General features: G+C 57.5%; 11 protein-coding genes and 1 pseudogene. 6 read left to right on the top strand and 6 right to left on the bottom strand.

Going from position 1 to position 15,080, the window contains the following annotated elements; translation table 11 throughout:
• The first annotated feature begins 238 nt into the window (after positions 1-238).
• A complete protein-coding gene (rfbG, locus tag JOD78_RS23355) occupies positions 239-1,315 on the top strand; it encodes a CDP-glucose 4,6-dehydratase (protein ID WP_199725041.1) in 1,077 nt (358 codons plus the stop codon).
• Between the two features lie 49 nt (positions 1,316-1,364).
• Here the strand turns inward: rfbG and JOD78_RS23350 are convergent, their stop codons facing one another.
• The gene (locus JOD78_RS23350) at positions 1,365-2,414 is read right to left on the bottom strand and encodes a glycosyltransferase family 4 protein (protein ID WP_039783442.1); all 1,050 of its coding nucleotides are present in this window, start codon (positions 2,412-2,414) and stop codon (positions 1,365-1,367) included.
• 318 nt (positions 2,415-2,732) lie between these two features.
• On the opposite strand from JOD78_RS23350, the gene glmU reads away from it, so the two are divergent.
• Positions 2,733-4,091 carry a bifunctional UDP-N-acetylglucosamine diphosphorylase/glucosamine-1-phosphate N-acetyltransferase GlmU gene (glmU, locus tag JOD78_RS23345; RefSeq protein WP_121040823.1) on the top strand — a complete coding sequence of 453 codons (1,359 nt, stop codon included), beginning with the start codon at positions 2,733-2,735 and terminating at the stop codon, positions 4,089-4,091.
• A gap of 142 nt (positions 4,092-4,233) precedes the next feature.
• Here glmU and JOD78_RS23340 read toward each other — a convergent pair whose 3' ends face one another.
• Positions 4,234-4,725 carry an Lrp/AsnC family transcriptional regulator gene (locus JOD78_RS23340; protein ID WP_209570031.1) on the bottom strand — a complete coding sequence of 164 codons (492 nt, stop codon included), beginning with the start codon at positions 4,723-4,725 and terminating at the stop codon, positions 4,234-4,236.
• A gap of 211 nt (positions 4,726-4,936) precedes the next feature.
• On the opposite strand from JOD78_RS23340, the gene glmS reads away from it, so the two are divergent.
• The gene (gene glmS, locus JOD78_RS23335) at positions 4,937-6,754 is read left to right on the top strand and encodes a glutamine--fructose-6-phosphate transaminase (isomerizing) (protein ID WP_209570029.1); all 1,818 of its coding nucleotides are present in this window, start codon (positions 4,937-4,939) and stop codon (positions 6,752-6,754) included.
• Positions 6,755-7,519: 765 nt separating this feature from the next.
• Here the strand turns inward: glmS and JOD78_RS23330 are convergent.
• Entirely contained in the window at positions 7,520-8,038 is a 519-nt protein-coding gene (locus tag JOD78_RS23330; protein WP_209570027.1) for a hypothetical protein, read from the bottom strand.
• 924 nt (positions 8,039-8,962) lie between these two features.
• Here JOD78_RS23330 and JOD78_RS23325 point away from each other — a divergent pair.
• Positions 8,963-10,474 (top strand): ATP-binding protein, encoded by a 1,512-nt coding sequence (locus JOD78_RS23325; protein ID WP_209570026.1) that lies wholly within the window; start codon positions 8,963-8,965, stop codon positions 10,472-10,474.
• A 110-nt stretch (positions 10,475-10,584) separates the two neighbouring features.
• The gene (locus JOD78_RS28100) at positions 10,585-11,742 is read left to right on the top strand and encodes a hypothetical protein (RefSeq protein ID WP_209570024.1); all 1,158 of its coding nucleotides are present in this window, start codon (positions 10,585-10,587) and stop codon (positions 11,740-11,742) included.
• Positions 11,743-11,764: 22 nt separating this feature from the next.
• Here JOD78_RS28100 and JOD78_RS23320 read toward each other — a convergent pair.
• Positions 11,765-12,088: pseudogene (locus JOD78_RS23320) on the bottom strand (helix-turn-helix domain-containing protein); the annotation flags it as partial.
• Positions 12,089-12,518: 430 nt separating this feature from the next.
• Between JOD78_RS23320 and JOD78_RS23315 the strand changes: the two are divergent.
• Positions 12,519-13,622 (top strand): PHB depolymerase family esterase, encoded by a 1,104-nt coding sequence (locus JOD78_RS23315; protein WP_209569389.1) that lies wholly within the window; start codon positions 12,519-12,521, stop codon positions 13,620-13,622.
• An 88-nt stretch (positions 13,623-13,710) separates the two neighbouring features.
• On the opposite strand, the gene JOD78_RS23310 is transcribed toward JOD78_RS23315, so the two are convergent.
• Positions 13,711-14,202, bottom strand: a complete 492-nt coding sequence (locus JOD78_RS23310; protein WP_209569390.1) for a DinB family protein — start codon at positions 14,200-14,202, stop codon at positions 13,711-13,713.
• Between the two features lie 171 nt (positions 14,203-14,373).
• Positions 14,374-14,961, bottom strand: a complete 588-nt coding sequence (locus tag JOD78_RS23305; protein ID WP_209569391.1) for a mechanosensitive ion channel family protein — start codon at positions 14,959-14,961, stop codon at positions 14,374-14,376.
• Positions 14,962-15,080: the final 119 nt, after the last annotated feature.

The raw sequence follows: 15,080 nt of genomic DNA, 5'->3' as shown, positions 1-15,080 counted from the left end.
TTGAAGGCGAAAACACGCATGTTCTAATCTGTCCCATCGCAATGGCGTGCCGCGAGGCCGCTTTGCCAGGGAAAGAAAAAACATAACCATGCAGTCGTGGTTTCGCAGGGAAACGTGGTTTCGGCCAATGTCACGGCCGGCCTGCGTGGTATCGCCATCCGCGTGATTGAACGGCTTGCCGCCGTCATGCCTCTGCACCCCGAACGACTCTCTGCCATACCGTGTATGAGGCTGCCTGATGGCTAACTTTTGGCGCGACAAGCGCGTTTTCATCACCGGTCACACCGGCTTCAAGGGAAGCTGGCTGACCCTGTGGCTGCACCTGATGGGGGCCAAGGTGAGCGGCTACGCGTTGCCGGCACCGACCAATCCCAGCCTGTTCCATCTGGCGCGCTTGCAGAACTGCGTGCAGACCACCATCGGCGACGTGCGCGATCCGCAGCACCTGGCCGAGACGCTGGCTGCCGTGCAACCCGATGTGGTGTTCCACCTGGCGGCCCAGCCGCTGGTGCGCGACTCCTATGCCACGCCGGTCGATACCTACGCCACCAATGTCATGGGCACCGTGCACCTGCTGGAAGCCGTGCGCCATACGCCCAGCGTGCGTTCGGTGGTGGTGGTCACCAGCGACAAGTGCTACGAGAACCGCGAGTGGCTGTGGGGCTATCGCGAAGACGATCCCATGGGCGGCCACGATCCCTACAGCAGCAGCAAGGGCGCCGCTGAACTGGTGACTTCCGCCTATCGCCGCTCCTTCTTTGCCAGCAATCCCGACAACACCGTCGGCATCGCCAGCGTGCGCGCCGGCAACGTGATCGGTGGCGGCGACTTCGCGGCTGATCGCCTGATTCCCGATTTCGTGCGCGCCCTGGAAAAGGAAGAGCCGGTCGTGATCCGCAATCCGCACGCGGTACGCCCGTGGCAGTTCGTGCTGGAGCCGCTGTCGGGCTACCTGCAGATTGCCCAGCTGCTCTACGAGCAGGGCGGTGCGTTTGCCGAAGGATGGAATTTCGGGCCGGCCGATACCGACCTGCAGACCGTGAGCCAGCTGTGCGCCACCTTCAATCATTCGCTGCAGAAGAATGACGCGGGCCAGGTGGAAGTGCGCCTGGAGACCCAGGCCAACGGACCGCACGAAGCCGCCCTGCTGCGCCTGGATATTTCCAAGGTACGCCAGCGCCTGGACTGGATTCCGAAGATGGAGCTCTACACCGCGCTGGAACTGACGGCGCAGTGGTACGCGGGTTACCTCAACAACGAGGACCTGCGCACGCTCTCGGAAAACCAGATTGCCTTCTATCAAAGCCTGAACTAAGTCCTCAAAGGACTAGCCCCCGCCGGATCTGCTCCGGCGAGGGCTTTGTTCAATATCCCATCTTTCTGATTTCAGCCATGGTCTGCGTACGCAGGATCAGGCGTTCGAATTCGTCCGACCATTCCCGCGTGAGATTCTTCAGCAGCAGGCTCTTGCCGGCACGCGTGACGCGTCGGCGCACATCCTCGTTGTGCAGCACCGTCTGCAGGTTCGAGCACAGCAGATCGATGTTGCCGACCGGATGCATCAGGGCGTTGACGCCATGCTTGAGACCGATGTGGCGATAGGTCTCCAGATCGGAGAGGCAGACCGGCACATCCAGTTCGAAGGATTCCCAGATGGTCAGCGGCTGTGATTCGCTGGAGCTGGCCAGCACGTAGGCATCGGCCGAGGCCAGGTAGCGCAGGGCTTCCTCGTTGGGCTGCTCGCCCAGGAAGCGATAGCGTTCCGGCAGCGCTTCGGAGAGCTTGCGCGCGCCCTCGCCCAGCTGCAGGTACTTGCCGATGAAGACCACCTCGATGCCCGCACGCTGGTCGCTGCTCATGGCATTGACGGCCATGATGGTGTCTTCCATGCGCTTGCGCGGCTCGATGGTGCCGATGCAGACGATGCGCTTCTTGTCCTTGGGCTTGGGTTGCAGGTCTTGCTGGCGGTAGATGGCGTCGTTCCAGAACGGCAGCACGTGCACCATGGCCGGGCTGTCGAACAGGAAGCTGCCATAGACCAGGCGCTGGAATTCGGTCTGGAAGACGATGTGCGAGGCGCTCTTGAAACCCTGCGCCATGTTGGGATAGCGCAGCAGCAGGTCGCGTCCGATCTCGGCTTCGTGGATCCACCAGATCACCGGACAGCGTGGCGCCATCTCCCCCACCAGCGCCCCCGAGAGGATGCAGTTGGACACGATCACATCGGGATCGCCCGCCAGGTCCTTGACGATGGGGATGCCCATTGCCTCGAACTGCTTGCGCACTTCACCCTGGCCATCGATACGCGGCAGGACCGACACCTCATGGTTCTGCACCAGGCGCTCGGCCAGACGCAGCATCGCGGTGCTGGCACCGGTGGTGTAGAACTCATCGTTCAACAGAAGAATCTTCATGCACTTTCCAGGAAGGGTCGGCCTTGGCCGGACCGGTTGTCATTATTGGTTCTATTGGTTCTATTGGTTCTGTCAGTTCATCAGTCGGCTGCCCGCTCGCATCGCTACGGCCTCCTGCAGAGGTGGGCAGTCGCAACGCGCAGGCGAGACTGCGCAGCTTGACATGGTAAGCGGCAGCCGTGCGCATAAAGACCGGAGTAAACCGCCAAAGGCCCCTCAACTTCCTCTTTTGCGACGATGCGCAGCGATGGGGATACGGACGCGCAGGGGGCGCGTGCTAGACTTTTGGCTTTTCTTCGCTCCTCTTCGCTGCCACTCATGAACATCGTCATCCTCGCCGCCGGCATGGGCAAACGCATGCAATCCGCGCTGCCCAAGGTCTTGCATCCGCTCGCCGGCAAACCCCTGCTGGGCCATGTCATCGATACCGCACGCCAGCTGGCACCGACGCAACTGTGCGTGATCTACGGCCACGGCGGCGATGCCGTGCCCAAGGCTTTCGCCGGCCAGGGCCTGTCGTTTGCCCTGCAGGAACCGCAGCTGGGCACCGGCCACGCCGTCATGCAGGCCGTGCCGCATCTCGATGATGGCGCGCCCACGCTGGTGCTGTATGGCGATGTGCCGCTGACCACGGCCGCCTCGCTGCAGCGTCTGCTGGACGCGGCCGGCCAGGACAAGCTGGGCGTGCTGACCGTGACCCTGGACAACCCCACCGGCTATGGCCGCATCGTGCGCGAAGACGGCCAGATCAAGCGCATCGTCGAGCAGAAGGATGCCAGCGAGGCCGAACGCGCCATCCGCGAAGTCAACACCGGCATCATCGTCGCGCCCACGGCGCGCCTGCGCCAGTGGCTTGCGAAGCTCTCCAACAACAACGCGCAGGGCGAGTACTACCTGACCGACGTGATCGCGGCCGCCGTGGCCGATGGTGTGGAAGTCGTCTCGGCCCAGCCCGATGACGTGGCCGAAACCCTGGGCGTGAACAGCAAGGTGCAACTGGCCGAGCTGGAGCGCGTGCACCAGCGCAACATCGCTCATGGCCTGCTGGAGCAGGGCGTCACGCTGGCTGACCCGGCGCGCATCGATGTACGCGGCTCGCTGGAATGCGGGCGCGATGTGAGCATCGACGTCAATTGCGTATTCGAAGGCCAGGTCAGCATCGGCGAAGGCAGCAGCATCGGAGCTCACTGCGTGATCCGCAATGCGCGCATCGGTGCCGGCGTGGCCATCAAGCCCTTCACCCACATCGAGGACGCCGTGGTCGGCGCGGGCGGCCAGATCGGTCCTTACGCACGCCTGCGGCCCGGCACCGAACTGGCGCAGGATGTGCACATCGGCAACTTCGTCGAGGTCAAGAACAGCAACGTGGGCGTAGGCAGCAAGGCCAATCACCTGGCCTACGTGGGCGATGCGGATGTGGGCAGCGGCGTCAACGTCGGGGCCGGCGTGATCACCTGCAACTACGACGGTGCCAACAAATTCCGCACCATCATCGAAGACGGCGCCTTCATCGGCAGCGACACCCAGCTGGTCGCCCCGGTGCGCGTGGGCAAGGGGGCCACCATCGGTGCCGGTACCACGCTGACCAAGGATGCCCCGGCCGATCAGCTGACCTTGTCGCGCGCCAAGCAGCTGTCGCTGGCGGGATGGCAGCGGCCGGTCAAGATCAAGAAGTAAGCGTCTCGGGCCGCGCGCCCTGTGGACAACTCCAACTCCGGGGTGGTTTCAGGGCGATATGAAGGAAAAAGCCCGTCAACACGCTACTTCCTGACTTATCCACAGGCCAATCCGGCCGAAACCTGAAGGTTTCGGCCGTTTTTCATGGTGCGTCGGCAGCCGCGCCGAGCGGGATGGCCGTCTCGAACTTGCTGCGGTGGATGGAGAAATAGCTGCGCACATTGCGCACGTTGCGCTGGGAAGCGAACAGCCGGTGCGCCAGTGCGTGGTAAGCCGGCATGTCGCGCACCAGCACCACCAGCACGAAATCCGGCCCCGGCGAGACCCGATAGCACTGCTGCACCGCCGCCTCCCCCGCCACCAGGGCCTCGAAGGCCTGCTGCTCTTCCTCGCCCTGGCGATCCAGCGTGATCTCGACCAACGCCGTGAGCATGGAGGCCAGTTGGGCCGGATCCAGCAAGGCGACTTGGCGCGCGATCACGCCCGCCTCCACCAGCCGCTTGACGCGGCGCAGGCAGGTCGGCGGCGAGGCATGCACCTGCGCGGCCAGTTCCTGGTTGGTCTGGCTGGCATCACTCTGCAGGGCTTGCAGGATGCGGCGGTCGAGATCGTCCAGATCGAGGGGGGTTTTCATGGATACCTGCGTCAGCTTGTGAAATTGCCGGAGATTGCGTGAGGTTGAGCGAGATTAAATGACATATAAATCCAAATTTCACCTCTGAATTTAATATTATTTCATCACCCAATAGCGAAGCAATATTAGTTCATTTCACCGATATTTTAGAAATCTTATTTCACGATGCCTCGCCTAAGATGCATGCACATCTTTTCCAGCGAGGTAATCCATGTGCGGCATCGTCGGCGCGGTAGCGCAACAAAACGTCACTCCCATCCTGCTCGAAGGCCTGAAGCGCCTCGAATACCGTGGTTATGACTCCTGCGGCGTGGCGCTGCATGTGGATGGCAAGCTGCAGCGTTCGCGCAGCACCTCGCGTGTGGCCGAGCTGCAGCAGCAGGTGGCGCAGAGCGGCCTGTCCGGTTTCACCGGCATCGCGCACACCCGCTGGGCGACGCACGGCGCGCCTGCCACCCACAATGCGCACCCGCACTTCTCGCGCGACCGCATCGCACTGGTCCACAACGGCATCATCGAGAACCATGACGAACTGCGCGCCGAGTTGCAGGCTGCCGGTTACGTCTTCGAGAGCCAGACCGATACCGAAGTGATCGCCCACCTGGTCGACCACATGTATGACGGCGATCTCTTCCACACCGTGCAGCAGGCCGTGCGCCGCCTGACCGGTGCCTACGCCATTGCCGTCTTCTGCGCCGACGAACCGCATCGCGTGGTGGCTGCGCGCCAGGGTTCGCCACTGATCGTGGGCGTGGGCGAAGGACAGAATTTCGTGGCGTCGGATGCGATGGCGCTGGCCGGTACCACTGACCAGATCATCTATCTGGAAGAAGGCGACGTGGTCGACCTGCAATTGCAGAAGGTGTGGATCGTCGACGCGGCCGGCCGCCCGGCCGAGCGAGAAGTGCGTACTGTGCAGGCTTACACCAGCGCGGTGGAACTGGGTCCGTACCAGCATTACATGCAGAAGGAAATTTTCGAGCAGCCGCGCGCCATTGCCGACACGCTCGAAGGTGTGGTCGGCATCATGCCCGAGCTGTTTGGCGACAAGGCCTACAAGGTCTTCAAGGAAGTGGATTCAATTCTGATCCTCGCTTGCGGCACCAGCTATTACGCCGGTCTGACTGCGAAGTACTGGCTGGAGTCGATTGCGAAGATCCCGGTCAACGTCGAGATCGCCAGCGAATATCGTTATCGCGACAGCGTGCCCAATCCGAAGTCGCTGGTGGTCACGATTTCGCAGAGTGGCGAGACGGCTGACACGCTGGCCGCGTTGAAGCATGCGCGTGGTTTGGGCATGCAGCACACGCTGACCATCTGCAACGTGGCCACCAGTGCGATGGTGCGCGAATGCGAACTGGCCTACATCACGCGTGCCGGTGTGGAAGTGGGCGTGGCCTCGACCAAGGCCTTCACGACGCAGCTGGCGGCGCTGTTCCTGCTGACGCTGGCGCTGGCGCAGTCGCGCGGGCTGCTGACCGAAGAACAGGAAGCCGAACACCTGAAGGCGATGCGCCACCTGCCGGCTGCGCTGCAGAGCGTGCTGGCGCTGGAACCGTCCATCGTGGCGTGGGCCGAGGCCTTTGCGCGTCGCGAGAATGCGCTGTTCCTGGGGCGTGGGCTGCATTATCCGATTGCGCTGGAAGGTGCGCTCAAGCTCAAGGAGATCACCTACATCCACGCTGAGGCTTATGCGGCAGGTGAACTGAAGCATGGTCCGCTGGCGCTGGTGACGGACCAGATGCCGGTGGTGACCATTGCACCCAATGATGCGCTGGTGGAAAAACTGAAGTCCAACATGCAGGAAGTGCGTGCGCGTGGCGGGCAGCTGTATGTGTTTGCGGATGGCGATTCGCGTATCACTTCGGCGGAAGGGCTGCATGTGATTCGCATGCCGGAACACTATGGGGTGCTGTCGCCGATTCTGCATGTGGTGCCGTTGCAGTTGCTGTCGTATCACACGGCGTTGGCAAGGGGGACGGATGTGGATAAGCCGCGGAATTTGGCTAAGTCGGTGACGGTGGAGTGAGGATGGTTGGCTGTCCGGGCGGTGTGTCGAGGAAAGTTAATTCGCTCCCTAGGGAGCGAACCAATTCACTCCCTGGTGCAATAGTAATCAAGCGCAAACTCCCGCCCAGCAAGGAATACAGGCGATGTCAATTCTTTTGGCATTCGCCTGTTTTTTTGTTTTGACAGACTCATTTTATCGCCCTTTTTTGGCACGTTCTCCTGCTCCGAGGCACTTAAGAACCCCATCTGAAGCGGCCCGTCATCAACTGCACAATCGAGGGATTCGCCGCCTTTAGGTGCCTCAAGTCTGTTTGGTATCCACACAATTGATGGAGCGCGAGGGCCACACCGGCCGACCTTGAGTATCCACCTTCACAATGGATGACCAGGGTCCTCACTGACCCTGGAAGCTCGCAAACAAATCGCTTTATCTCTTCCGCATGCTTCACTGAAAATATCTCTTGGCCCAAACGCGAAGCTTTCATCGACACTCTTTTTGCGAGAAAGTCGACGTCAGCAAAACTCATTCTGAGCAGTAAATCGAAACCATCGACGTCCGCGATTGGCCGTCCAGGAGCTGTAATCGAGATTAGTGCCACGCCGGGAATCCGGGGGAGTTTTTCAGCTACTGCGCGAGAGGTGACCAGGATTTGCCGGCCGCCATCAGCTGGCGGCTTGTAGAGCTTGGCCACTATTTCCTTTACTGGCGCCGGCATCAAAACCTCCTTTTATTGGCAAGATTCTTGCCAATTGATTTTAGGAGCTTATCCCGCCAAGTCAAACATCAATCCATCATTTTTCGTGTTGCCTGAGCGGCTGCGACTACGTCATCCCAATCGAGGTACTGCGCGAGACTCGTCGACCCAATCTCGTTTAAAAGCGACATAAACTCGCCCAAGGCAAGGTCTCCCTCTTTGATTTTTACCTGCCAAGTTACAGCAGACACTCCTCTATGTAGCGACGCCATTCTTTGAGCAATTTCATCACAATTCATTGATGGATAATTTCGAATCTCTTCAGCCAAAATTGAGGCACAAAGAGACTTCCAGCTCGTTTTTTTACCAATAGCAAACTTCACCCAACGCGGCGGAACCTCATGATTAATGGCCAGGAGAATTCGCAAAAACAACTCCAAATCCACTCGCTCTTTCGCTATCAATTCCGATAGTGCCTGCCCATCAATCTCTAAGCCTTCTTCGCAATCTTGTTTTAGTAAAGCAGGTATGTCTCCTGTCTTAAGCCCCTTTCGGGCCAACAAAACGCGTACGACACGACTGGCCAAATTTGCCCAAGGCTTATTCATATTGCCCTTGCATTCGAAAATTTTTGGACTATCGTATACGGCAAGAATATGCCGAACGACGACGATGAGAATACTCAGAAAATGGGAATGCTAACGCCAACCAATAGAGGCAACGAATTATGCGATTGTATTGAGGCTTACTGCGCGACACCAGCCTTCTGCATCCGCGAATTCAATTTAAGCAACGCAAAAGCTTTATCGAACTAAGAAAGGCGAAGGAAAGCGGGAAAGGAGAGACTGAGAATTACAGAGGTTGAGCAAGGACGAACAAAAATAGCCACAAATTGCTTGCGGCGAAAATAAAGCTCAGCTAATATGACGACCCGTACCTACATACATCGGACATACAATTCCCCGATTATATCAGTACGTTTACGTTTGGGAGTGAACGAATTATAGGTTCGTTTACAAACATCTGCAACTACTACTGCAATGGTAGATAGTTTTTTGTAGCAATACTGTGATTTTAACGGTATATCAATTATCAAAGAGGCAATAAAATGAATTAGACAATTGGGTCGGCACGTCACAAAAAAAATGGGCTCGAGGTGGTGAGACACCTCGAGCCGCGGTCGGCACGCCACTTAAGGCTATGCGCACGTACGCGCGGATAGTCTCATGGGGCAAGCTTAAAGTCAATGTTGCTTCGCAGCATTGCTTGAGACGCTCAGGCGTCTGAAAGGGACATCATGTCCGGGACTACCCGCGACGGGGGCGGCGCCATGCCGCCCTCGGAGAATCATTGCCGCTCCAAGCGGCCGCTCGAATGCAACCAGCCATTCGCTCCTACCCAGTCGTTACCTCTTGACAATGGTCCGCCGCTTGCGAGTTGGCCGGCCGACTGCGCCCGCCTGCGTAGCAAAGTTGTTTCTCCCTCCAGCCCGACACTGAAAAGCTCGGGCGAGATAGTTGCACGGAGGAATTGTGAGCAATAGTCGAGAAATGCAAGCTCTTGGAAGTTTGGGCCAATTGGTCGTAAGCGGCGCCAGAAATGCGACCTCAGTAGGCGCCTATGCAATCGAGCAGGTGCCGGGCTTGAAAACGTTCGCTGCACTTAGAACGATTGATGAGCTGAGTCAGTGGCTCGGCAAAGAACCGGAATGTGCAAAGGCACGTTATAGGGACGAAACACCGGAGGCGAAACGACTTGCGTTGAACAGTCTGCTCACGGACATCTACATCCCGACCAATCACATTGCCGAATTCGTACAGACTCTGGGTGGCGCGATGTTTAGTGCATTAAATCTCAGGGACTTCTCAAATCCCAGATATGCCAGCTTCTTCTATCAGCAGGAGGAGTTGCTAATGGGGAAAAATCAAATCAAACCAATGCCGGAGGCACCTTTCGCTAGCCAAGTGTTCAGCGTGATTGGAAGCTCCGGTAGTGGGAAGAGCCTGTTGTGCGACCGCCTTCATCACCTGCTCGGTAGCGCTCAACGACTGCGGTGCTCTCCACCACTTCCTGATTTCCTCGCAATCATCCCGGTGCTTAAGCTGGAATGGAAGAACTCGCGCCTTGAATTTCTCCGACACATTCGTTACGTTCTGCGGGCTGAGATTGCGACTGCAAACGCCAGTGATAGGCTCTTGAGAGAAATTGAGAGCGATATTAATGGCGCCAATACCGTGAAGTCATGGTTCATCCAGTTCAACATTGGGGTCATCCTTATCGACGGCTGCAACAACGCATCACTTACTCCTGGCACGCCGGAAGTCTTGGACACCATTGCGGAGGTCAGCAAATGGACGGGCATCCCTGTGGTGATATTTGGTACTCCTCTCTTCATGCACCGACTGGCGAATGGAAGCATGCCAGGTCCCTATCTGACTTCGGGGCCAAAACTGGATTTGGATGATTTCTCGCCTCCATTGAAAAGTGGGGAGCTGGACATTAATGGGAGCTGGTATAGCACCGTTAGTGAAATCTGGAGAATGAGCGCCATGTCGCAGACCGAGATGCATAAATCTTTCCCTTTGTGGGCATACGAACATAGCCCCGTGCTTCAACACATGGTCTACGGCGTCTGGGATTTCATGAGGCATTCCATTGCATTCACCCAAAGCGGAGAAACGTTTGAATTCGGTGAAGAATCGGAGAAGACAGCGCAGAATGCCGAGCCTCATCGAGAACTTCTCCGACATCCCGAGAGTTTGGAAGCATCAAACCTCAAAGCGGAGCGCGTGAAAAAAATGATGGGGCACACTAGCAAGCTGAGCAAGCGTTTGCGCCAAATCGCTTATCAAGTTGGCACCACGGGCCACGTCCAGAGCGAAGATGACTTCCGAAGGTATCCAGACTACATGCCATCCGCAATTGTCTGCAATCCTGCCTATGAGTCTTGGGTAGGGACGGGGCTGACCAGCGGTATTCGACCTTCGCCACGCTCTGTTGGAATCATCCGTTCTCCAAAGCCCAAAACATCAGCAAGCGGATAGGCTGAGCCTACTCCGGAGCGCTGTGACGCCTAGATGCGCTGGCGTCCTCTTCCATCCTGGAGAGGAAGTCCGGTGCATTGGGACATACGCAAATTTGTGAGGAGTGCGCGATGACACCAGACGAGGACATTATTTACGCAGCGCCCCTTGTTAAGGGGCAGGTTCTGCATGACCATGCTTGCCATGTACGAACGCTGGCCAAGACCAATTCATTACGCCAGAAGTCCATTCTTATCCTGGAGAAGCTTCCTGGGTTGGATGGCATGCCTAGTGGGTTGAACACTTATCACAACAATCTGGGGTATTTGTATAAGTCCCTCGACGCGCTGGTATCTGAACATACTGAAGAGAATGCATTTCGCTGCGGCATATCTTCAGCCAGGTATGACGTTCTGCGAGCCAGGCTTGTTGGCAGGCCTGTGGGGCCGGTGCGTCCTAGCTTCCTCCCTGCTCTCTTTACGGTCAGCGAGAGGATTTATCGTCAGTGCCCTGAATGCTGCGATGAGCATATGGCAACACGCGGATTTGCACACATCGAGCTGCATAACGGCCTACCGTTCGTCTCTATGTGTCCAATCCATGGCGTCGAATTACGCTCGACTGCAGAACAGGCGCTGCTCTTTGACCAAGTGTGCCGAGACCCAGCGAGTGCATATCAACGCCTGAGAGAATTTGAGTATTCGGTTTTGATGCGTCAATGCCTTCAAATCCAGGCTGAGCAATCGCCGTTCAACCGGCGTGCAATAGTTAAAGCCCTGACTTTGAGCAGATGGATTGGCGCGAATGGGCGGCTCAACCTGGCCGAACTTCTGCATGCGTTCGTAGGTTTCTACAGTTGCTCGTTCAGCGATGTCCGCCTAGACATCCTATGCACTAGCCCTAAATACGTTGAGAACGCACTCCGGTCGCTGCTTCGGGAAGACCGTGCACTACATCCGGTGTGGTGCGTACTGTTCAAATGGTTTGCTGAAAGCTGCGCATGTAGCCTCCGAGTCACTAGGCCTGAAGTCCGAGCACCAGAACCTGTGGAGCCGTCCGAAGAGCAGATTCGTACTGCTCTGTTAGAACATAGCTCACTCACATCAGCAGCTACAGCACTTGGCGTAAGCGCCTCTTACCTCAATTGCATGTGCCGACGGTTTGGGGTTGCACGCGTCTGGCGACCCAAGAAACTCGACCAAGCAATTCTGCAGTCAATTCATCAGGCTTTCGACGAGGGTGCGCATCCGAAGGATGTGATGAGGATGTTGATTTGCTCGCAGATTTGACCCTCTCCATTTGACCCACCTTCCACCGCCTACCAAAGGCGGCCACACGGTCATACGACCCTTCATATCCCAGTTCTTTTAGATCCAGGAACATCTGTTTCAGGGTTCTTCGTTGCTTTCGAGATTTAACGGACTCAGCGCTCAGCCAAGCGGAGAGCCTGGGAGCAAACTCATCAAGAGAGCTCGGTGAATGCCTTGCTGGGTATGCTGGTTCGATCGCGTCCGACCGGATATAACGGCGAACCGTATTGCGGGAGATGTCCAGGCGGCGGGCGATTTCCCGGATTGAGATATGGTCTCTAATGTACCAGCGTCGAATAATTCCAAGTAGGGCCACGTTTATCACTCCGTTCTCCCGCTCGCTGTCATGAGCAGGATTGTGGTCTAAACATGGGTCAACTTAGGATGCAAATTTCCTGAGAAAGTGGGTCAGATTTAAATGCAATTCAACACCAAAGTCTTATGCCGTTTTCCGTAAGCACCTCTATGGTTTGACAGGTATTGGCATTCGCGACGCAAATTCATGTACGATTAAGCTTTGATTGGCCCAAGGTGACTTCCAGAAGGCTTTCAAAGGCAATCTCACTTCCCCCTCCTCCAGGGCGAAACCGAAACCCTTCAACAAATTGTCTACTAGGCCCCCATGGCCAGCCACAGCTCAATTTCCCACATATGGAAGGTCATTCACGAGTCCGCTTCCGAGTCTCCACTGCGAACACCCCGACAGTTCTGTTAAGCAATAGTTACGTCAGTGGTTTGTAAGCTCATCAATATACTTGGTTTTTTATTACCGCGTGCTCATCACCCCGATGAAAAAACTAAGCCGCCTGTGGCTATCGGCCATGAAAAAAGCCGGGAAAGTACAGCGCAAACAATTTCTCGATTTTCTTTCGCCCACTTCACCCCGCAGCAAAACCTCATCCATACGCAAGCCCAAGACCGCTCCCCGTGGAGCCAGCGCATCCACATCCGAAGTCACCGTCACCTCCGCAGTCCATCACGTCCCCGCCACCACCCATTCACTGCAGTATCGCCTCTGCCTGCCCAAGCCCACTCCTTCAGAGCTGCCCTTGATCGTGATGCTCCACGGCTGCCAGCAAAACGCTGCCGACTTTGCGCAAGGGACCAGGATGAATACGCACGCAGCAAAGCACGGCTTTGCCGTCCTGTATCCGGAGCAATCCCTGCGCGCCCATCCTCACCGATGCTGGCGATGGTACGCACCGGACGCCCAGAAGGGAGAAGGTGACGTCGCAGTGGTGGCCTCCCTGATCCAGGAGATCCTGAAAACACATCCCATCGACCCGCAACGCATCTACGTCTGCGGGATCTCGGCCGGCGCAGCGCTGGCACATCTCCTGGCATTGACGCACCCCGAACTCATCGCTGCTGTCGCGCTGCACGCCGCCCCGGTTTCCGGTGTCTGCAGCAACGCTGCCAGCGCGTACTCGGTGATGCAGCACGGATCGCTGCGCGCTTCAGCCGCCGCCAAACGGGCGCTCTCGCGCTTTCCCCGAACGGGCGCACTCCCTGCGATCCTCATCGGCGGGACTGACGACAAGATCGTTCGGCCCGTCAATCAGCGCCAGCTACTGGAACAATTTCTTTTACTCAATCACACGCAGAGCTTGACCGAGCAGCCTCCACGGGAAACACCCTACGGGCGCACCTCCAAAAAACACCCTCGGCGCAGGATAGTTGCAACCCGCGACTATCTTCGTGGCCGCAAGCTCATCATCCGATCCGTGCTGATCGAGGGACTGGGGCACGCCTGGAGCGGAGGGGACACCACCCTCTCCTACAATGCAGCGGGGCCGGACGCCAGTCGGCTGGTTGTCGACTTTTTCTCCCGGCATCGCCTGGAACCGGGGATGAAGTAGAACACCTTGGTCACCCCGCACTATCGAAAAGAGAGGAGCGCGAAGCAGATCAGCCATGCATCAAAACACGACTGCGTTTTGATGAGCGCTAGTTCCTTCTCTCGGGTTCTGCAGCATGAATGAACACGTTGTAAGTATCGGCAGGACGTGTCCCCGCGGCCAGATCAAGCGCATGGCCAATCGCCCCGCGATGGTAAGTGCCGTGATTGATGAGGTGAAAGATGACTTCTTCGCGGCTGAGTCTTCCGCGCTTCCCATCCACGAACGTGAAAGAAATATCTTCCTTCAACTGGCTGGCACTAAGACTCTTCGCATAGGTCAGCAACCACTGGTTCGCCGCCATCAGCCTGGCCTCCAGCTCAGCCAGTTCAGGCAGGTGCTCGGTATTGGTGGAGTCATGCGGATCGGCCACGCCACGCAATCTGGCTTGGAACAATTCCTCAACACGCACCATGTGGTTCAACTGTTGCCGCGCGAAATCGAACGCGGGCTGTTGTTTCTCTTGCGTGAGTTGCGCAACCGCATCAAGAATGCGGCGGTCCGACCAATGCTTGTATTCCAGGATTTTAATCAGGTCCATTTCCAATTTTCTCCTTGGCCCTGAACGATACCTCAATGGTGCGTATTGCGCCGGGAACGCCGATGGCGCCAAGGCCTTCCAATGTTGGAAGGAGGCTATGCGCCATCAGCAACGGAGCTTTGATATACGGAGATGCATGCATCATTCCTGCATGCTTGCCAGCAGTCACGCCTAAAGTACAACCCCACCCTCATCATTCCACCTCCGCACAATCCGCTGAAAGAACATGCTGTTGGGCAGCTGCAAAATCGTCTTCGCTTCCTGCTCCGGCCCTTCCTCCAGCAAGGTGGTATAGACCAGATTGATATCCAGCACGCGCCCCTTGACGCCGGGCTTGTCGCCGCCCTCCAGCACCTCGATCAGATCCCCCACGCGGAACGGGCTGGTGGTGAAGATCAGGATGGCGCAAAACAGATTGGACAACACGCTCCACACCGCAAAGAACGCCACCGCACCCACAGCGGCAAACCCGGTGAACGCAGACCACAGCACCGCTCCGGACACGCCCATGCGCTCCAGCGCCCACAGCATGGCACCGCCATAGATGAAAAATCCCAGTACCCGCTGCGTGAGCATGACGGCCGTGGCCGGCAGTCCATAAGTCCGCGCGATCCTGGCCATCACGCTTCGGGCCACCCGCATGATGGCCAGCGCCAGCAGGAAGATCAGGACCACCTCCGTCGCCGGCACGAGCACGTCGAACCAGTCGGCCATCCATTGCGGCAGGTTATCGTGGATGGACTGCAATACTCTGTTCATTCATTTCCTCTTGAAAATCACTTTGACGATGCGTTCCCGATCATGCACCGACACCCCACCTGCAGAAAAAGTGCCCTGAACATCCATCGTGATCCGGCAACAACGAAACAGCGCACAGA

This window comes from Herbaspirillum sp. 1130 (genome assembly GCF_017833835.1).
Taxonomy (GTDB): domain Bacteria; phylum Pseudomonadota; class Gammaproteobacteria; order Burkholderiales; family Burkholderiaceae_D; genus Herbaspirillum; species Herbaspirillum huttiense.
This window is presented reverse-complemented; position numbering and strand designations above follow the sequence as displayed.